17 protein-coding genes are annotated in these 20,340 nt (G+C 45.2%); 9 read left to right on the forward strand and 8 right to left on the reverse strand.

Features of this window, described 5'->3' with window-relative positions; genetic code table 11:
• Window positions 1-183 precede the first annotated feature (183 nt).
• Complete coding sequence (gene glgA / locus ACEW9J_RS21670) at window positions 184-1,563, forward strand: glycogen synthase GlgA (RefSeq protein ID WP_373547159.1); 1,380 nt, start codon at window positions 184-186, stop codon at window positions 1,561-1,563.
• 128 nt (window positions 1,564-1,691) lie between these two features.
• Here glgA and ACEW9J_RS21675 read toward each other — a convergent pair whose 3' ends face one another.
• Entirely contained in the window at window positions 1,692-2,219 is a 528-nt protein-coding gene (locus ACEW9J_RS21675; RefSeq protein ID WP_373547160.1) for a tetratricopeptide repeat protein, read from the reverse strand.
• Between the two features lie 259 nt (window positions 2,220-2,478).
• Here ACEW9J_RS21675 and ACEW9J_RS21680 point away from each other — a divergent pair, with 259 nt between their 5' ends.
• Window positions 2,479-2,913, forward strand: a complete 435-nt coding sequence (locus ACEW9J_RS21680; RefSeq protein ID WP_373547161.1) for an NUDIX domain-containing protein — start codon at window positions 2,479-2,481, stop codon at window positions 2,911-2,913.
• Window positions 2,914-3,060: 147 nt separating this feature from the next.
• Window positions 3,061-4,509, forward strand: coding sequence for a TldD/PmbA family protein (locus ACEW9J_RS21685; RefSeq protein ID WP_373547162.1), 1,449 nt, complete (start codon window positions 3,061-3,063; stop codon window positions 4,507-4,509).
• Between the two features lie 117 nt (window positions 4,510-4,626).
• Here ACEW9J_RS21685 and ACEW9J_RS21690 read toward each other — a convergent pair whose 3' ends face one another.
• On the reverse strand, window positions 4,627-5,112 hold the full coding sequence (locus ACEW9J_RS21690) for a hypothetical protein (protein ID WP_373547163.1): 486 nt from the start codon (window positions 5,110-5,112) through the stop codon (window positions 4,627-4,629).
• A 437-nt stretch (window positions 5,113-5,549) separates the two neighbouring features.
• Between ACEW9J_RS21690 and ACEW9J_RS21695 the strand changes: the two genes are divergently transcribed.
• A complete protein-coding gene (locus tag ACEW9J_RS21695) occupies window positions 5,550-5,939 on the forward strand; it encodes a hypothetical protein (RefSeq protein WP_373547164.1) in 390 nt (129 codons plus the stop codon).
• A gap of 161 nt (window positions 5,940-6,100) precedes the next feature.
• On the opposite strand, the gene ACEW9J_RS21700 is transcribed toward ACEW9J_RS21695, so the two are convergent.
• A complete protein-coding gene (locus ACEW9J_RS21700; protein WP_373547165.1) occupies window positions 6,101-9,082 on the reverse strand; it encodes a substrate-binding domain-containing protein in 2,982 nt (993 codons plus the stop codon).
• Window positions 9,083-9,443: 361 nt separating this feature from the next.
• Between ACEW9J_RS21700 and ACEW9J_RS21705 the strand changes: the two genes are divergently transcribed.
• Complete coding sequence (locus ACEW9J_RS21705) at window positions 9,444-11,345, forward strand: peptidoglycan D,D-transpeptidase FtsI family protein (RefSeq protein WP_373547166.1); 1,902 nt, start codon at window positions 9,444-9,446, stop codon at window positions 11,343-11,345.
• 8 nt (window positions 11,346-11,353) lie between these two features.
• Here the strand turns inward: ACEW9J_RS21705 and murD are convergent, their stop codons facing one another.
• Both murD and ACEW9J_RS21715 read right to left on the reverse strand, forming a co-directional pair.
• Window positions 11,354-12,712, reverse strand: a complete 1,359-nt coding sequence (gene murD, locus ACEW9J_RS21710) for a UDP-N-acetylmuramoyl-L-alanine--D-glutamate ligase (protein ID WP_373547167.1) — start codon at window positions 12,710-12,712, stop codon at window positions 11,354-11,356.
• Between the two features lie 241 nt (window positions 12,713-12,953).
• Window positions 12,954-13,208 carry a SemiSWEET transporter gene (locus tag ACEW9J_RS21715; protein ID WP_373547168.1) on the reverse strand — a complete coding sequence of 85 codons (255 nt, stop codon included), beginning with the start codon at window positions 13,206-13,208 and terminating at the stop codon, window positions 12,954-12,956.
• 96 nt (window positions 13,209-13,304) lie between these two features.
• Here ACEW9J_RS21715 and ACEW9J_RS21720 point away from each other — a divergent pair, with 96 nt between their 5' ends.
• Window positions 13,305-13,517, forward strand: a complete 213-nt coding sequence (locus tag ACEW9J_RS21720) for a hypothetical protein (RefSeq protein ID WP_373547169.1) — start codon at window positions 13,305-13,307, stop codon at window positions 13,515-13,517.
• Window positions 13,518-13,610: 93 nt separating this feature from the next.
• A complete protein-coding gene (locus tag ACEW9J_RS21725; RefSeq protein WP_373547170.1) occupies window positions 13,611-14,243 on the forward strand; it encodes a hypothetical protein in 633 nt (210 codons plus the stop codon).
• 84 nt (window positions 14,244-14,327) lie between these two features.
• On the opposite strand, the gene glyS is transcribed toward ACEW9J_RS21725, so the two are convergent.
• A complete protein-coding gene (gene glyS / locus ACEW9J_RS21730; RefSeq protein ID WP_373547171.1) occupies window positions 14,328-16,475 on the reverse strand; it encodes a glycine--tRNA ligase subunit beta in 2,148 nt (715 codons plus the stop codon).
• Window positions 16,476-16,600: 125 nt separating this feature from the next.
• Between glyS and ACEW9J_RS21735 the strand changes: the two genes are divergently transcribed.
• Complete coding sequence (locus ACEW9J_RS21735; protein ID WP_373547172.1) at window positions 16,601-17,545, forward strand: diacylglycerol kinase family protein; 945 nt, start codon at window positions 16,601-16,603, stop codon at window positions 17,543-17,545.
• Window positions 17,546-17,671: 126 nt separating this feature from the next.
• Here the strand turns inward: ACEW9J_RS21735 and ACEW9J_RS21740 are convergent, their stop codons facing one another.
• On the reverse strand, window positions 17,672-17,971 hold the full coding sequence (locus ACEW9J_RS21740; protein WP_373547173.1) for a hypothetical protein: 300 nt from the start codon (window positions 17,969-17,971) through the stop codon (window positions 17,672-17,674).
• 145 nt (window positions 17,972-18,116) lie between these two features.
• Here ACEW9J_RS21740 and ACEW9J_RS21745 point away from each other — a divergent pair, with 145 nt between their 5' ends.
• Window positions 18,117-18,614, forward strand: a complete 498-nt coding sequence (locus ACEW9J_RS21745) for a hypothetical protein (protein ID WP_373547174.1) — start codon at window positions 18,117-18,119, stop codon at window positions 18,612-18,614.
• Window positions 18,615-19,037: 423 nt separating this feature from the next.
• On the opposite strand, the gene ACEW9J_RS21750 is transcribed toward ACEW9J_RS21745, so the two are convergent.
• Entirely contained in the window at window positions 19,038-20,162 is a 1,125-nt protein-coding gene (locus tag ACEW9J_RS21750; RefSeq protein WP_373547175.1) for an aldo/keto reductase, read from the reverse strand.
• Window positions 20,163-20,340: the final 178 nt, after the last annotated feature.

A 20,340-nucleotide genomic window follows, 5' to 3' on the forward strand; every position in this document is an offset into this window, starting at 1 on the left:
GCACAATGGAATGAGCGAAATGTGCCACAGGTTTTGGCGCATCGAGTAGCTTATTTGAATGGAATGATTGGGGTTAATCTAAAAACCGTAGCTTAAATTATCGTAAGTATAAATACTCATCGCAAAAGTGTTATGCTCCCAGTACCGACCGCCTAAATATAAAAGTCAATATCTCATCTATTTATGAAGATTTTATTTGTTGCGGCGGAAGCTGCTCCCATTGCCAAAGTTGGTGGTATGGGTGATGTGGTGGGTGCGTTGCCCAAATTTTTACGCAAAATGGGGCATGATGTACGGATATTTATGCCTTATTACGGCTCCCTCGTGGGTAAATTAGATATTCCCTACGAGCCTGTGTGGGAGGGCGACGCGATGTTCAATCACTTCGCGGTGTATGAGACAGTGTTGCCAGGTACCGACGTTCCCTTGTATTTATTTGGGCATCCAGCGTTCGATCCGCTGCGGATTTATGGCGGAGAGGATGAGGATTGGCGTTTTACGTTTTTTGCCAATGGCGCGGCGGAATTCTGTTGGAATTATTGGAAGCCAAATGTCCTCCACTGTCACGATTGGCATACGGGGATGTTACCTGTCTGGATGCACCAAGATCCCGATATTAGTACGATCTTCACCATTCATAATTTAGCCTACCAAGGGCCGTGGCGGTGGTATCTGGAGCGGATTACCTGGTGTCCTTGGTACATGCAGGGACATAATACGATGGCAGCAGCGGTACAATTTGCCGATCGAGTCAATACAGTTTCGCCTACTTATGCCGCCCAGATTCAGACGATCGAATATGGGGAGACACTGGAGGGGCTGCTATCGTTTGTGAGTGGGAGATTGTCGGGAATTGTCAATGGGATCGATACCGAAGTTTACGATCCGGCAAATGATAAAGCTCTAGCTCAAACTTATACGGCAAAAACGATCGAAGATCGCCGTCAGAATAAAGCTGCACTCCAACAGGAACTTGGTTTAGCGATAAATCCTAAGACTTTTCTCGTGGGGATGGTATCCCGATTGGTGGAGCAAAAAGGGCTGGATCTGATGCTCCAGACACTCGATCGCTTTCTCGCCTACACTGATGCTCAGTTTGTGGTATTGGGTACGGGCGATCGCAATTATGAAACGCAATTATGGCAATTAGCCTCGCGTTTTCCAGGGCGGATGGCTACTTATCTGATGTACAATGAGTCGCTCTCACGGCGGATTTATGCGGGTACGGATGCCTTCTTGATGCCGAGTCGGTTTGAACCTTGTGGGATCTCTCAGATGCTATCGATGCGCTATGGTTGTGTACCGATTGTGCGACGTACGGGTGGATTAGTCGATACAGTTACTCACCACGATCCGCAAAATCAGCGGGGTACAGGCTATTGTTTCGATCGCTATGAAGCGTTGGATCTCTACACTTGTATGGTACGCGCTTCCGAAGGTTTCAATTATAAGCCGCAATGGCAAGCACTCCAACAACGGGGGATGGAGAGTGATTTTAGTTGGGTTCGCTCGGCTCAAGCCTACGAATCGCTGTATAAATCGGTTGTTAGTGCTGAAGCGTAGTTGATGTCTGGTGTGTTGGGCGCAAACCTTAAACATTTGACGTAGGGTGTGTTAGGCGCAAGCCGTAACGCACCATGGATTCAAGATAACTGCGATGAAAAAGCTCGCTGTTTTTAGCGAGCTTTTTGCTAAAGCATTCCCGAAGCGCAACTTGCATCATCATAAATATGCTCGATCAATCGCATCGTACTTTGGTATTTGGTGATGTTACCTTGTTCTTTAAATAATTTAGCGGCAAATCGCCAATCAAGCAGTGCTTCTTGTTCACCGTATAAATCGCGGTAGGCATAACCACGATTGGAATAAGCAAGTGCAAAATCGGGTTTGAGTTCGATCGACTTATTGTAGTCAGCAATCGCACCCAAATAATCTTTAGCTAGATAACGCAAAAAACCCCGTCGGTAATATGCAATTGCCAATTTTGGATCGATCGCGATCGCCCGACTATAGTCTATCATTGCATCTCGATCGTTACCCAGGCGATAGTGAGCAACTCCACGACAACAAATAGCTAGTGCATTATTGGGATCGATCTGGATTGCTTCTGTATATGCTGTTAACGCGCCTAAATAATCGCGATCTTTGTACTTGGCATTGGCTGAAGATAGGATATCGTTGGCTATTGGCTCTCTAGTAGTATAAGTAGATGGTGACATGGCTGGACGAGTGTAGTGACTATTTGTAAGCTGATTAATAGCATTTACATCTGCAACTATAACCTGCTCAAATCTTAGCAAATAGGGATTAAATCACACATCGAGCGTTAATTTACAACTGGATCGGATCGGGAATATTGAGAAATATATGTACTAAAATGTAGGGGTAATTCATGTATTATTCTGGTGTTTTACTCTGCCAAAGGGACAGAAAATAATGATAATCTAAGACGATCGATCCTAGCTGCACAATTCAACCGTGACTTACCGCAATCCCACACCCACTGTAGATATCATCATCGAACTAATCGATCGACCCCATCGCCCCATCATTACGATCGAACGGCTGAATCCACCGCATGGCTGGGCATTACCTGGCGGCTTTGTAGACTATGGAGAATCATTAGAGACAGCCGCAATCCGAGAAGCAAAAGAAGAAATCGGACTGGATGTGCAACTGGTAGAACAATTTCATCTTTATTCAGCACCCGATCGCGATTTGAGGCAGCATACTATTAGTATGGTATTTATCGCTACAGCAGTAGGAACCCCGATCGCTCAAGATGATGCTAAAAGTGTGGGCATCTTTGCACCGTGGGAAATTCCCTCACAGTTATGCTTCGATCATGGGCAAATAATCGCGGATTACTTGCGGTATCGACATTACCATCTTCGCCCGGAAATTAGGCTTTAGACTTTAATAGAAACATCCTCACTTTTTACTTCTTTGTCCCCCATTCCTGGACTTTTGCCCCTCCCCTTTCCAAGGGGAGGGCTGGGGTAGGGTAGAGTTTCCCCGCAGCAACTCCAATAGACTTATACACACCGTAGCCCCACATCCATGCTCACCACACCAACTCTTCAACTTAGCGATTTGCTCGACTGCATCGATCTACCTGTGGATTGGGTGGGATTGCGGAAAGTGCGGGAAGTCGCTGTTGCTCGCTCGGCACGGGACGGAATGCCACAAAATAATAGTACGACGATTAGTGAAGGGGTGATGATCGAAGTCCTTATCGATGGACAAATCGGTTACGGTGCGACGAATCTGCTCAACCCCAAGGGAGTTCACGCCGCCGCTACCGCAGCATATCATCAAGCGATCGCCGCGCGTGAATATCGAATTTACCCGATCGGCACAGCCCAGCGACCTAAGGTAGTCGGGCAATACGTCTCGCCCACCCTCCAACCATTTAATAGCCTGACTCCTGGCGAAATTAGCGAGCAATTGAGCAAGATTTGTCATACCCTCAAAGTCGGGGCGCAAATCGTTCAAACCAGTGCCACGATTATTACCCGCGAATTGGAAACTTGGTTCGTTAGTAGCAATGGTTCTGATGTCTATCAGAAATTCTTGCTGATGACGACAGATTATGCAGCGACAGCTCAGGATGGAGCTATTATCCAACATCGGAGCGATCGCGGGGGACTGGCTCGATGCTATCAAGGCGGGATGGAATATTTTCTCACCGCCGATCTGTGGGCGCGAGTGCAACAGGTGGGGGAACAGGCGGTAGAATTGCTGACGGCGATCGAATGTCCCACTGAGACAACCAATCTGGTACTCGCACCGGATCAACTACTGTTGCAAATCCATGAAAGTGTCGGACATCCGCTCGAATTAGATCGAATTTTGGGTGACGAACGCAATTATGCGGGGGGTAGTTTTGTTAAACCTACTGATTTTGGTAATCTCGTCTACGGTTCGCCCTTGATGAATATTACTTTCGATCCGACAGTCTCAGGCGAATTTGCCAGTTATGGTTTTGATGATACTGGAGCTACGGCGACGCGGGAATATATCATTCGCGATGGGATCTTGGAGCGGGGACTGGGAAGCCTAGAAAGTCAAGCGCGGTTGGATTTGCCAGGAGTATCTTGTAGCCGCGCCTGTAGCTGGAATCGTCCACCGATCGATCGGATGGCAAATATCAATCTCGAACCTGGCTCTCAAAGCTTTGACGAAATTATCGGTGGGATCGAGCACGGTATCTATATGGAGTCCAATCGTTCCTGGTCGATCGACGACCAACGCCACAAATTTCAGTTTAGCTGTGAGTACGCCAAAGCGATCGAAAATGGCAAATTGACTAAAACCATCCGCAACCCCAATTATCGCGGTGTCACACCCCAATTTTGGGGCAATCTCGCCCAAGTTGGGAATGCCAATACCTGGGAAATGTACGGCTCTCCCTTCTGTGGTAAAGGCGAACCCAATCAGATTGTCTGGGTAGGACACGGTGCACCCGTTGCTGCATTTACAGAGATTGAAATCTTTGGTGGAGATTGATTAGATAGTTGATAGTTGATAGTTGATAGCAAATCGCGATCGTTGGGTGTCCAGACGATCGCGATTCGCCATTCGCTCACCACTAATCTAATTTGACACTAGTACGGGAGTAGCTACTTATTGGCAATTTTTACTAACTTCCGAGCTGATGGTGCGTCCATTGACAGTAGTGGAAGAAGATTGACTGACTGAACTACCGCTACCACTGCACTGAACCGACTGCTGTTGCTCGATGATAGATTCTGAACTATCTTCATTCCTCGAACTACGAATGGTTGAATTGCGAATCTGTGCGGTGGGATTGGTGTTTTGTCGATTCGACTCTACCCGCTGGCGAATCATCGCTGGCGTAGATGTGCGCCCACGTCTGACTTGAGTGAGATTGCGCCGACGAGTCCGACTGATAATTACGCGATTTTCAGTTGCTTTGGGAGTGGTTATTTTAATCTTCGGGGTTTGAATTGTTGTACCGCTCTCAGTAGTTTGGATCTGAACATTTCCGATCGATAAATTCGGATTTTCATCGATTTCATTAGCATTAACTAAGTTGGGTGATAGCAATAAAGTTGCTATTACCAATAGACTAAACTGACGATTGAACATAAGAGATACCTCAGGGATAAAGGTTGGTAGATGTGAGGTTGATTGATTTTGGGAATAGGGATCTAGCAGTGAGCTAAGATCGTCTCCATGCCGATCTTATTTTCTCGTCGCTGACGTTGGCTCTCGTTGGCAAAACCTCTCAAACGGGAATCGCGGTGTAGTTGGGTCGTTGGCGTAGCCTCCGCTTTGCGGAATCGCTCGTGTTATTATTATCGATCGTAGCCACATTTTGACGCTCGTGGACTTAATGTATCGCTACGCTGGCTACTCCTGCTGAGTAGTCATCACCAAGAGGTTCGGTCGAACTGGTAGTTAGCAATTAATTTAGCGTTAGGATATAACTACAATGCCTGCGTTAGTGATTCCGCAAAAGATCGGTTTGATTTTTCGAGGATTGCTAAGACTTTTGTAAATCCATCCTTAACTGTTATCTCATCATGCTCGGTAATTTCCAACGAAGTGAATTGCGGATTGAAGTTCCAGCTACGCCTAGTACGATTCGCGATCGATTATTATCACCCTCAGCACTAAAAAAGTGGCTCTTTCCCCAGCAGGTGAGTTTTTCTAGCCCAGATCTACTGACGTTGGGTACAAAATTTGAAACTAGTTTCGGCTCGTTGGTGGTAGGATCTCAAGTCGATCGAGTCGATTCCCAATGTTTACGACTTCTGCTCAGTCAAGGTGTCGATGGGTATCATGAGTGGTATTGGGGTGAAGGCTGGGTACAATCACGGCTCGAAGGTATTTCATTACTCCCGCTCAATCTTTATCAAACAGCAACACTGTTGCGGTTACAGCAATCGTTCAGATCGGGGATTAGGGATTAGTAATTTCACATCTTGCATCAAAACATAGTTACTAGTGTTTAGTGAATGGTGAATGGCGGATGTCAAGTCTACCAATCTATCTCTAGTCACAACGAGACAAAAGAGCAGCAATTTCCGAGAAATTGCTGCTCTTTTGTCTCGTTGTGACTAGAGATAGATTATTAGCGAATCCATAATGGAGCGGAACGAGCCAACATCAACCAGCGTCCATCTTCAGTTATATAACCAATTTCAGTTAAATAACGATGTTCGCTCTGACTGATGGGTAGTTCCAAATCCCAAGCTGAATCACTACATTCAAATTCTTTGAAAATAGTTGGTAACTCAACATTAAGATCGGCATTAGTGACATCGTAGAGTCGAATTGCCAATCTTTGACCACCTTGCGCCCGCAACTGCTGCTTCAACCGCACGGGGATTTCCCAGTGAGCATAGGCTTGAGTGGGACTAGGGGAAACGAGGGTAATTTGACCTTCGCTGTAGAGATTGCCAGAAAGATCGCTGCGTCCGATCGAATTTGCTGCGCTATCAGTTGGAGTTTCTTTGCTATTGAAGAAAGATTGAACTGCTTTTCCAGCTCCGAAGGTAGCGGCGACACCACCCGCGAAAGCAGCACCACCCAAACCTTTGCCATCTTCAACTAAATCACTAGCCTTATCTTTGATGCTAGCAAAGAAATCACTCGGTTCGGATTTTGACTGTTCGGCCATATTACCAGTATCCTCACCGAGTAGATCGGATAAACCAGCGAATGGATCTTCATCCAAATCGCTAAGGTCAATTGCATCCAAATCGCGATCGAAAGCATCCATTTCTGGATTTGGGACTTCTAATTCGGATGAGGGTTTTTTGTCACCGCCGAATAAGGCTGCACCACCCGCGATTGCCCCTGCTCCGGCTGCGCCGACTGCGGCATTAGTAGTTGTGAAGAAGTTACTAGCATCATCTGTTAAACCACTGAAGGGATCGTCCAGATTGAAGAGATCGATATCCTCAGATATTGGATTGGCATCTCGATTTTGACCTAGATCCAAATCCCCAAAGTCAAACAGGTTGTTGTCAATGTCCAGAGAGAGTAATTCAAGTGAATTATCTGGGAGGGTATTTGACTCCTGAACTAGAGTCAGAGGATCGCCAATGTCAAAAGGATCGCGATCGATCGATTCTTCTGCTACTGGTATCTCAGGTTGAGCTGCATCTGTTCGACCATTCAAGAAGTCGCCGATCGACTCACCAGCACCGCCAGCTAAGGCGGCTCCACCTGCCAATGCTGTGCCACCTGCTGCGACGGCTCCACCACCTTTGAGGAAATCTGCCAAGTCTACCGTTCCGGTACCAGGACGATCGAGATTGATATCTGGCGTTGCTTCAGTAACTTTGGATTGGATCCCATCTAATGGATTGTTGGTAGTGAGATTGGGGATTTCGAGGCTCAGATCTGCTGAGTGGAGATCGTCAAATAAGTTGGCCGAGCCACTAGATTTACTAAAGTCACTATTGCTCTTGATGCCTTCTAGAGGGTTGTTGGTGTCTAAATTGGGGATGAAATTGGAAGACTTGTCTTTCAGCCCTTCTAGAGGGTTTGACAGGTCGATGTCGGGGGCTTTGATTTCGGGGGGATGTAGTTCGCTGACTCGGTCTGCACCTCGATCGCGAATTGAATCTTGGGTCAGATCGAAGATGCCTTTGCCAAGTGCGGCTGCGGCTCCACCTGCCAATGCTGCGCCACCAGCTAGGTCGATCTCGGTGGCTTTATTTTTAACTGGATCGATGACACCATTGAAATTAATACTTGGTTCGACGGTTGGGCGTAAAGGTACAGTACCTGATAAATCGCCCGATCGCAAGTCACCCGATCGCAGATCGCCAGAAGGACGGTATCCCCCCAAATTAGAAGACAAATCGCCAGATAGATCGCCAGATAAACCATCGCCTCTAGCAGTTCGAGATGGTGGTGGTGGATATAGTGGTTTGATTGTCGGGGTAGTTTCAGGTGCAGTAGCGATTGGGGTCGGATCTGCTGTAGGTTTCTTCCGCAGCAGCCAGAGTAATCCGCCAGTCAAGGGTAGTAGCAATAGCCACAATGGATTGAATCCACCTTTTTCGGGATTTTTGGCCGTCGTGCTGGTAGTTTCGGTACCTGTTGTCGTACCTGCTGCTCCAGTGGTTCCAGTGGCTCCAGTGGTTTGAGTAGTAGTCTCAGTCGTGGTAGTAGTTGTCGTTGCCGTGGTACTTGCAGTTGGATCAGAGGCTGTCCCTGCGGCTACTGTGGCGGCACTAACCGCCACCGATTCTTTAATTGCTAGTTGACCAGCCGGATCGTCCACATAGCCGAGAAAAGCCTTGGCACCGTCGCGAACTTGTCCGCCTTTATCTTTGTAGACGTAGGCTAAAGGTTGAGAGAAAGGATATTTTGGATTGTCCGGTTGGGTACTATGGAGCGTAATCGATCTAATCCCTGGAATATTTTTAATTTGATCGGCGGGTGCGTAACCAATTCCATCTTCACCTAGTTTATCGACGACTGCTTGAGTCGAATCTTCAGTGAGCTTCTCAGAATTCCTACCTGTCTTGAGTTTGCCATTTTGAAAAACTGGATAGTTGGCAAATGCCCGTCGGGTATCGCTACTATCTGGTCTGTCGATCACTTTTATTTTCCCTTTTGCCCCTTTGGCACTAGGTAATTGCGACCAGTCTGTGACCTCACCTCGATAAATTTTAGCAAAATCTTTGAGGGTGAGATTGCCAGTGTATGGGTTACTATCTTTGACAATGATGGCGATTTTGGATCTACCGATCGCTTTGGCGATTAAGCTTTGAGCTTTTTCTTCTTTTGTTAGCGCACGACCGATCCCAGCGACATCAGCTTTGTCTTGGGCTATTGCTTCGACGCCGAGATCGCTACCTTGGTATTGTGTCGGTACAGCGACATCCGTGCCAGGGAACTGCTTTTGAAATCGCTCTTTGAGACCTTGATTGACAGTTTGGAGGCTACTAGAACCATCAATCTGTACTTTCGTTCCTGCCGCCATCGAGGTGGGTAATGGGAATTTATCGGCAGCAGTTTGGGCACTAGTTTTGAGTGTAGTGCTACCAGCCGCTAGCAGTAGTGCTATTACGATTAAACTACTTTGCTGTTTCATTTTGTAACAACCAGTTTTATGGATATTGTAATCAACAATAGCTTAGATCTGTTGTCTGAGTAGATACTCGATCGAATGCTCGGTAAAGCATATGTATAATCAGCAACTCAAAATCAGTGAGCGAATCGCTCGAAGAAACTGCGCCAACGAGTTAATTCGACCTACTCTAAACTGACTGACGAATCGCGTTTGATTGTCGATTTATCTGACTTTTTGAGCATTTGTTTGAAATTGCCAAACAGCAGTGTGTTCAAATCTTAACCGATTTTATGGTTTAGATCGACCTAAATGTGACATTTTCGTTAAGATACAATCGAATAATAAATTTTACTGTGCCTTTTATCACCAATGTATTAATTGAATGAGTAATATCCGCCGCAAAAAGTCAGCCCAATTTGGCAGCAATAGTCGCTTGCCGACGCCAAGTTCGACTCTCGTCCGAAATACCAAGCATCGATTGGCTGGGATCTGGCTCGTGCTGGGATTGGGAACATTCGGGTTGGTGCTGAGATTATTTTGGCTCCAGATAATTGATGCCCCCAGGTTGCAGCGGATCGCGCGCGAACGGCAAAGTATTACGGTTACCCCATTTGTACCGCGTCGAACGATCGTCGATCGAGCGAATAATCAAGTTGCGATCGATCGACCCAGCTATACTATTTACGCTCACCCGATCAAATTTGGTGAAGTGTTATTTGGGAAAGGGTTGCCAAGAAATGGGAATAGAGTGGGTATTACGCCATTGGATATGGCTCAAAGATTAGCACCAATTTTAGAGTGTAGTCCGCAGGATCTGCTGAAAAAATTTCAGCAGCGCAAAACGGGAGTGCGGATTGGCTCCGATTTGGGGGAAGATGTAAAAAGTCGTATTAAAGCCTTGAAACTAGAGGGAATAGATATCGTCCAAGGGGAACTCGACTACACCCGATCCTATCCTCAAGGTGACATGATGGCTGAGGTTTTAGGCTACCTCGATTGGGAACACAAAGCTCAATCCGGAGTAGAATCGAGTCAATCGTTACTACTGGAGCGAAAACTCACTCGATACCAACTGACAAAGACAGGTAAAGGAAAAATTTTACCCGATCGAGTCACACCAGATTATTTACATACTGATGACTTACAACTGGGCCTGACAGTAGATCTCCGACTCCAACGTGCCGCTAGAAAGGCTTTGGTCGATAAAATGAAGGAATGGAATACGCGACGGGGGACGGTAATAGTCATGGATGCCGATACCGGAGCCTTGCGATCTCTGGTAGTAGAACCCACATACGATCCCAATCATTATGACAAAGCCGTCCAAAATTACAGCAAAATAGTGGGCAAGGAACGCGCTCCAACCTTGCTCCAAAATTCGGCTGTCTCGGATCTCTATGAGCCAGGATCGACCTTCAAACCGATTGCTGTGGCGATCGCCTTAGAAAACAAGGTAATTGCGCCTAATACCACCTTCTACGACGACGGGATCGTCACTGTGGGCAAATATAACATTCGCAATTCTGATAAGAAAGGTAATGGTGAGATTAGTATCGCTCAGATTCTCCAGCATTCTAGTAATGTGGGGATGGTGAAAATGATGCAACGTCTCAAGCCAGATGTTTACTATAATTGGCTCCAACACATCGGTTTAGGTCAAAAATCGGGAATCGATCTGCCACTGGAAGGACGAGGGGAAATTAGAAGTCGCAAAGAGTTTATCGCATCGCCGATTTATCCTGCTAATGCTGCCTTCGGACAGGGATTTTCGCTGACACCGATTCAACTGGTAACTTTAATTGGGAGTATTGCTAATGGGGGTAGATTGGTAACGCCTCATGTGGTTGAAGGGTTATTTGATAGTACTGGCGTGCGAAAGGATAAACCCGCTCTCCCCGAACCCCGTCAGATATTTTCTGCCACTAATGCCCAAGCAGTGCTAGAGATGATGGAAACCGTCGTCACTACTGGTTCTGGAGTCAAGGCCCAAATTCCTGGTTATCGGATTGCGGGCAAAACCGGAACATCTCAAAAAGCTGTCAGAGGTGGCTACGGACAAGATGATAAGAAAATCACCAGCTTTGTAGGGATTTTACCTGTAAATGGGCAACACCGATATGTAGTTTTTGCGGCGGTCGATGAACCCAAAGGTAAGGAGAAAGCCTTTGGTAGTAATGTTGCCGCACCGATTGTCAAATCCGTGATGGAATCACTGATCTTGCTCGATGGTATTCCCCCTAGCGATTCTAGCCAAGTTAAGCCACAACCAAAAGTTAAAGAATGAGGATGCCTTTATTCCCTGACTTCTTGCAGCAGGTTTTGGCACAACTGACGAAAATCATCACCGCGCTGCTCGAAACTATCGTACTGGTCGAAACTCGCACAAGCAGGAGATAATAATACGACTTTGGCTTGATATTTTTGGGCTAGCTGACTCGATCGAGTTACAGCATTTGCCATCGTTTCGACGATTTCAAGGTTAGTATATCCTACCGATCGCAATCGATCGGCAAATTGAGTCCCAGCATCACCGATTAATAATACTGCTGCTGCTTTTTGGTTAATTGTATCCAACCAAGCCAGATCGTCACCTTCTTTAGCTGCGCCACCTGCAATTAAGATCGCGGGTGCTTTAACAGCACTCAAACCGACATCTGCGGCATCATAATTAGTCGCTTTACTATCATTAATATAATCCACGCCTTGATAGGTGCAGATATATTCTAATCGATGGGCAACTCCAGGAAAATTAGCGACAGCAGAGGCGATCGAGCTGTTCTCAATTCCAGCTAATTTAGCAATACCTACAGCCATTAATAGATTTTGGAGATTGTGCTCTCCAGGCATTTTGAGCGAGTCAGCTTGGAGTACTTTTTCGCCTCTGAACATGACCCAATCATCTTCAATCCAAACTCCAGATTCGGGATTTCCTTGTAAATATTCTTGACCTTGTACGCTCGTCCAAGTTGCATCTCGCCAATCCGAATCACCTAGATCGTGTAAGTATCGATCGTCACCATTAAAAATTTGATACTGTGAATTGCGAAGTAATTTAGCCTTAATCTCCGCATACTTATCAACAGTTTTATGACGCGCTAAATGATCGGGCGTTAACGTTGTCCATACACCAATTTGTGGCTTGAGGGTAAAAGTAGATTCGATTTGGTAGCTACTCAGTTCGGCAATAATCCAGGCTGATTTCATTTCGAGTAAAGCTAATTCACAAGCAGCAAAACCGATATTACCACAAGCGATAGTTTCCAATCCAGCAGCTTTAAAAATCGCATCGGTTAAGGCAGTAGTGGTAGTCTTACCATTGGTTCCAGTAATCGCTACCCAGGGAATACCCTGGAGATATCGCCATGCTAATTCCATTTCGCCGATCGTGTCAATACCCATTGCTCTAGCTCTGACTAGAGGCTCGATGTCCCAAGGTACCCCAGGGCTGACAACGATAATATCCTCGGTGGTAGGTGTGAATTTGTCACCGAGTTTGACGTTGATTCCGAGTGTTTCTAGTTGTTGTTTCTGGATTTCGAGACTGGGGCTATTATTACTGTCACTGAGCGTAACTGTATAACCATGTTTGATTAATAGTTTAGCAGCAGCGATACCCGATCGACCTAGACCAATTACAGTAGCTTTTTTCATATATAGTTTCTTTAACCGCAGCGACACACTTCGACTTCGCTCAGTGCAGGGAGGGCGCAGGAGTTCGATCTTAAATTAATTTCCCGATCGTATCTTACTCGATCGCGAGTGTATAGCTTAAAATAGAAGTATTCAATTTCAGTTGAAGCTATGACGGCAACGCTACTTGCCCCACCGCATGAAATGATTCGCCTGTCGGGGATTAGCTGGAAAACCTACGAAACTCTGCTTAGTAATCGCTCTATCCATATTTAAGTTTAAAACGTAAAATTATTAAATTTAGCACCAATGTCGCTGTATTGGCGATAATTATTGGTGTGCTTTCAACTAATAAACCATAAACAAGCCACATTGAAACCCCAGCAATAAACGATAGTAGGGTTGGCAACGCTAGATCTTTAGTTGACTTGGACTGCCAAACCTTAAAAACTTGCGGCAAAAACGCTGCTGTTGTCAACGTTGCTGCTATGTATCCTACGAGATCGATCGATTTCATGTTAAATTCTTGCTTACAGGTAGATCGTAACAGAGAGATCGAATGAAATACGTTTAATTAGTGCCCGTTTAGCTACTCGACAGGAGCGAAAAATTTATGAGTCAGGAACCTAAGACAGCGATCGATGATGAGATGAGACTAGAATATGATTTTACAGGCGGTGTTCGTGGTAAGTATTATGAAGCATACAAACAAGCTACCAATATTATTGTGCTTGAACCAGATGTAGCCGAAGTCTTTCGAGATTCGGCGGCTGTGAATGAGGCGTTGAGGTTACTTACGAAAATTGCAAAGTCAACAATAATATAATACCTGCCGTTAGCAACATACTATTAAGGTAGCGTTATAGCCTTGTATAAGTTTGCTCATAGGCATTGCCCACCCTATGTTTTGACTATGTTAATGAATGATGTAATCGATATAATTGCGCTCGTAGCAAAGCAAAACCCTCGCGACAACGTTGTCGAACATTACTGTTGCCCAAATGGATACAATTTGTTGAAGCCAGAAGAAATTAAAAATCGACTCTCTCCAGAGCGTATTGGTGAACTCAATCAGGAAATCATTTTGAGACAACACTTACCTGCGCCCAGGCTGACTATTGAGGAGATAGATGCCATCCTCTCAGATTATCCCTATAAGCTTCCAGTTGAATTTTATAACTTATATCAACGAGGGAATGGAGTCTTACCTATTGGGTTAGGAGATAAGGATTGGAATTGCTATTACAACTACTTTTACTTTCCCGACCCAGAGATGTCTTTGTTATCACTTGGTGAAGCAATGAAAATTTACGGGTACCTTTTTAAGTATCTTAACGAAGGCTGGTCTAAAGTGGAGCCAAATATATTTCCGCTGATATCAACTGAAGTCGGGATCTGGGCAATCGGTGGAAGTAATATTCAGCAACCTACTTCTGCTGTTTTCCACTTCCACGCAGACGATATATCCTCTGAAAATTTTCAGATGAAAATAGTTTGGAATAACCTTACTGAGATGATTTCTGATAGATGCTCAGATGGTAATTTGGATTGAAAAATGCAATTCAACAACCCAATATTTCTAGAAAATCGTAGGGGCAGGTTGAGCGATCGCCCTACGCAACCTACGATTTATCTACTATTTAACGATCGATCCGAAATCAGCCAACACTCTGGCATGATTGCGAACCAATCCTAATAGATTCAATCGGTTGGTTTTAATCTCTGGATTTGAGTCCATCACCAGTACGCTATCTTCCCCATCAAAGAAGCTGCTAATCGCGGGTGTAAGCTGCGATAGAGCATCGATAAGTTGTTGATAGTTACGCGAGACTTGGGCGGCTTTTGTCTGGGGTTCTAGGGCGATTAAACCATCGTAGACGGCTTGCTCTGAGGATTTTTGGAAGAGGGTAGTTTGGACTACTTGGGTGGGTGCTAATTGCTGGGTGTCTAGGTTCCCTTGAGCTGCTAATTTACTCGATCGATTGACGGTCGGATAGATTTGTTCTAAGGTACCGTTATCGCGAATCTGTTGAAGGAATATGGCTCGATCGCGTGTGTCGAGTAAGTCTGTTAATGCGCGAACAGTATATTCAGGGTCGTTTTCACCTAAGACGGCATTGACGAGATCGTAGTCGATGTGACGATCTTCTTGGAGTAAATTTCGCAACCTTTGAATAAAGAAGTCTTGTAATTGTTGGGTGAGTTCGGCGGGATTGACTTGAGTGCGGATTTGCTGAAATTCAGTGACGATCCGATCGATTAACCGTTCTAGATTTATACTTAAGTTAGCATTCCAGACGATATTAACGACCGCATTTGCCGCCCGTCTGAGGGCGAAAGGATCGGATGAACCCGTGGGTAACATCCCTAATCCAAAGATGCAGACTAATGTATCCAACCTGTCAGCAATCCCGACGATTTGTCCGGTTAATGTTTGAGGTAAAACATCTTCGGCATTACGCGGTAAGTAATGCTCGAAGAGTGCGGTAGCTACTGAGGCTGATTCACCATTGGCGATCGCATATTTAGAACCCATTATCCCTTGCAGTTCGGGAAATTCACCCACCATTTGAGTGACGAGATCGGCTTTACATAGCAATGCTGCTCGATCGATATCTTGACACTGTTCGGGACTTAAACTTAATTGAGATCCGATCGAGTTAGCATTTTTAACAATCCGATCGACTTTTAATCTGACTGAGCCTAAATCCGCTTGGAAAGTTACGGTGTCTAGTTTTGGCAAATAATCAACCAGCAGTTGGGACAAGTCAGCATTGTAAAAATATTGACCATCGGCGAGTCGTGCCCGTACGACTCGCCCATTACCTGCGGCGATAATATCGGACTTTGCCGGATCGCCATTGGAGATCGTAATAAAATTTGGTAATAACTCCTGTTTAGTCTCATCTTTAAAGATCGGGAAATACCGCTGATGCGTTACCATCACTGTCGTAATTACTTCCGGTGGTAACTGGAGAAACTCCTCATCAAACTTACCGACGATTGCAGTCGGATATTCCACGAGATTGACTACTTCCGCCAACAGATCGGGATAAACTTCCGCTACTCCACCCATTTTAGTCGCCACAGCTTGAATCTGTTGTTGGATATCGACTGTACGTTGATTTTGGTCTACATTTACGTAGCCATCTGCCAAGGTTTTTAAATACTGAGCGGCTGAAACGACGGAAACTGGTGCGGGATGCAGTACCCGATGAGTACATGAGACTCGATCGCTTTTTACCACGTCCTCGCCATTAACAATTTCGATCGGTAAGATATCATTGTTCCACAATGTCACCAACCAGCGAATCGGACGCGGAAACTTCAGATCCCCATTAGCCCAACGCATTAACCGTTTACCTTCTAATTTAAAAATCCACTGCGGTATTAATTCAGTTAAGATCTCCCTGGTATCTCGTCCCGCGATCGTTTTAGTTATAAAGATAAACTCACCCTTATCCGTCGGACGCAATTCTAAACTAGATATTTCCACTCCCTGCTTCTTGGCAAAACCCATTGCTGCTGGAGTCGGTTGTCCATCCTTATAAGCGGCTGCGGCGGGTGGGCCTTTGATTTCTTCCACTCGATCGATCTGTCGATCGGGTAAATTGGTTACAATAACCGACAGACGACGTGGTGTACCATAAATTTGTACCCGATCGTTCGTCAAGGCTTCAGCCGCTAAACTCGCCGGAATCATCTTTTCCCACTGCCGAATCGCATCGCTGATAAACCCTGCGGGTAGATCTTCAGTACCGACTTCCAACAAAAAATCAGACATATCGAAAAATTAATAATTACAGAGAAAAATATAGATTTATAGAAACCTACTCAGCCGATCCATTCTCTATTATCTAGCCTCTGCGTCCTCTGCGGATAGCTTACGGTTCAAAAAAAACTTCCCAAATGCGTGCTAGCTTAACACCCAACCTTCAAGTTCTGATTATCTACAATCCGACAGCGGGACAATCATCCAACCTCAAGAATACACTCGATCGAGTCGCAAACTTATGGCGCGATCGCGGCTGGCAAGTCCAAATCGCGGCTACAAAGGCCCCAGGCGATGCCACTACCAAGGCCCAGCTAGCCTCAAAAGCTGGATATCATGCCGTAGTCGCCGCAGGTGGTGATGGTACGGTAAACGAAGTAATGAATGGCTTAGTCGGCACTACTACAGCCCTTGGCGTACTGCCCTTGGGCACAGTCAACATTTGGGCGCGGGAGATGGGTCTATCGATGGATCTGCTCAAAGCAGCAGCCAGCCTAGCTGATTCAGAATTGACCCAAATTGACGTTGGAATGGCTGGTAAACGTTATTTCCTCCTCATGGCAGGAATCGGCTTTGATGCCGCCGTGACGGCGACTATATGTGCCAAAGAAAAGAAAAGACTCGGGGCGATCGCCTATATTAAACAAGCAATCCAAGTTGCCTGGAATTTTCGCGGCGTCCGCCCTAAATTACGGATCGACGGCAAGCGGGTGCGCGGCAAAATTTTGATGATTATTATCGGGAATAGTCAGCTCTACGGTGGTGTGTTAAAATTGACAGCTCATGCCACGATCGATGATGGATTATTAGATATCTGCGTGATCAAAGGACGGGGAATGTTATCTGCGCCACGACGGTTAATTTCAATTTTTGCCCGTCACTACAACCGCGATCCGTTGGTGCAATATTTTCAGGGACGACACATCGACATTCGCGGACAACGGGGTAAGGCTCTCCCCGTACAAGTAGATGGCGATTATCTGGGCAAAACACCGATGAGTTTTCGGGTGGTTCCCCGCAGTTTGTGGATTCTAGTACCACCTAACGCCGATCGATCTTTGTGGCAATCAGTGGGGATTTAAGCTTTAAGTCTTAGGAATTATTAACATCTTTCAAAAATAAGCAGGGATCGATCGCGAGATCGATCCCTGCTTAGAGATGGGATTTTAACTAATTGTTAGCTAGAAAATACAATCGTTTAAAACGCTCTAAGCCTCATCTGCTGTAGCTTCTACCGATGTATCTTCTGTTCCAGTATCTTCACTAACTTCTGGCTCTGCTTCCTTAATGACTGGAGGTTTAGCTTTGCTAGGTTTTGGACCTCTCATCAGTGCGAGATTTTCTGGTGCTCTAGGTTCGTCTCTTTTGTTTGAGTCTCTTTTGCCACCTTTGTCTCCACCACGGTTGGAACTACTCTTCTTACTGGGTGCTTCAGAAGATTTGGGGGTACCGTCGCTCTCAACTGGTGGATTTTGACGATCGGCTTTCTTGATTGGACGGTCTACCATTGTTCGGTTTTGAATTACTATTGGTATCTTAGCTTGTGAGGGGGCAATCTCCCAGACTTTTCTACAATACCCAAACTGTCATCTATCTTACATTATTTTACGCGATCTCGATCTCTAGGGTGCCTTTTGTGTATACTGACAATCCATGCAACACACAATAGAACGAATTGAATCGGTAAAGGCTGGTAGTCTCGGTGGGATTGCCACAGGTATTAGCTATGGCTTGATGCTGACGATCGATAGATTTCTGCCGCATGAATATTCGAGATCGTTTGTCAGTCTGGGTTTAGTAGTCTCGATCTCGATCGTCAGTGGCTTTCTGTTCGGTGTTACCTACCGTTATATCATTCGTACCGATCGCAACGATCATCTCAATTCTGGTGCGGTATTAGCTTTTGGTTTGGTGCGCGGTTTAGCCCAGGTAAATGTGGACGAATTCGATCTGTCCCAAGTTTGGATGGATAGCTTAATCGTAGCTAAAAGTGTGGTTATATTTGCGATCGCTCGGTATATTCTCGATCGTGCCCTAGCTAAAAATTGGGTATTACCTTTTGCTCAACCTAGTCAAGATTTATCGATCGCAATATCCGAGCGCGTCGAACGTGAGTTTGATGTAAATTTAATGGGTGAATTGAAGAAATAAATTAATCTACAGTTACTATTGGCAAGATTTAATATCGAGCGATTGATGTTCATTTAGTCTGACTATATCTAATATTCTAGTGTTTTTTGCGGTTGTCTGGAAGGTGCCCGATCGAGAATTTAGATGAGTTAGGTTTTATCTCACGATCGTCGCTTACTTGTCAATATACCCCGCTCGCTGTATCTATTTTTCACGCTAGGCAACAAGAAAATGTTCTTTGATGAACATTTTGATTTTTAAACTAGTACATGCCAATATAGGATTAAAGCTCTTGATTTATGCTTTTAATAGTCTGAATAAATCGATTCACCCATTTTCATCACTTAGATAGACGGTAAATTAAGGTATTATCCAAATCGAAAGATATTCGCATTTATAAAATCATAATTTAAGCAGAATTCATCCTGTCTAAAAAATCTCTTTCTATTCCCACAATCTTCGCCCCTGACGAGTATGCAACTTATCATGTGCATCAGCTAACAACTGCGGAATATTCAACCCTTGCGGACAACGTGGCAAGCAATCCCCACACTCATTACAACGATTGGCTTTCATCCCAGGAAACCAATGTCCAGCATTTTCAAACATCTGATAACGATATTGTCCGTAATCAGTCAGATCGTAAGCAACCGACAGATTTCGCAGTCTCAATACTTCAGGTATATTAATCTGGGCAGGACAAGGCAAGCAAGCATAACATTGACTGCAAAGATCGGTATTAAGACTAGTTTGTAATTGTCGCTCCAATCGATCGATAATTCCCCTCTCAGTAGCCGTCAGCGGATAGTCGGCATCGGCTACATCTAACGAGGGGTAAAGCTCATCAGGATTGGCAGCACCGAGACTAAGCGTACTAATGCGATCGTCCGCCAACAACCACCGATAATTAAATGCCAAGGGTGTCAATGGTTGGCATAATTCCACTAAATTCGTTGGCGGGGTGTATAGTTTACCGCCTTTATCAGCAGGGGAAATGATAAATATCCCCATGTCGTATTTACTAGCTAATGCGATCGCCGGAGCCAGTCGTTGGTAAAAGTAATAATAATGCAGGTTGATAAATTTAAACAATTGCGTCTCAATCGCCGCCAGAATTAGATCCAAGCTACCGTGAGTAGAAAACCCGACGTGTCTGATCTTTCCGCACTCGATCGCATCTGCAATCGCTGGATAGCAGCCATCATTCACCCAATCTAAATGTTCTTGAGTATTGATCCCATGAATTCCCAAACAATCGATATAGTCCAGTTGTAAGCGATCCAAAGATTCATCAATCCACTGCGCCATTAATGCTCGATCTGGTGTTGGCGGCAGCTTAGTTGTAATACACAATTGCGATCGCTCAACTGGTAACTCACGCTGGAGAGCCAATCCCAAGTAAGTCTCACTTTGCCCATATCCTCGCGCCGTCTCTAGATGATTAATTCCCATCGAGACAGCTTTATGTACGGTCTGATAATTTAGATCGGGATCGGCTAAACATCGCATTGTTCCTAAAGAAAATGCGGATAGCAGCAGATTAGTTCGACCAAAACGACGGTAGTGCAATTAGGCTTTAGATATTAGGTGTTAGGCTTTAGGTATGAGGCTTTAGGTATGAGGCTTTATGTTTCAGAATTAAGTTTGTAAAGTGTTGGTTATTAGAGAGATACCATCTAACCAGACATTTTCCCTAACACCTAACCATCACTGTCAAGGGTGTCTGCTCTACAAATCTCTCAAAGAT

This window comes from Chamaesiphon sp. (genome assembly GCF_041737865.1).
GTDB lineage: Bacteria > Cyanobacteriota > Cyanobacteriia > Cyanobacteriales > Chamaesiphonaceae > Chamaesiphon.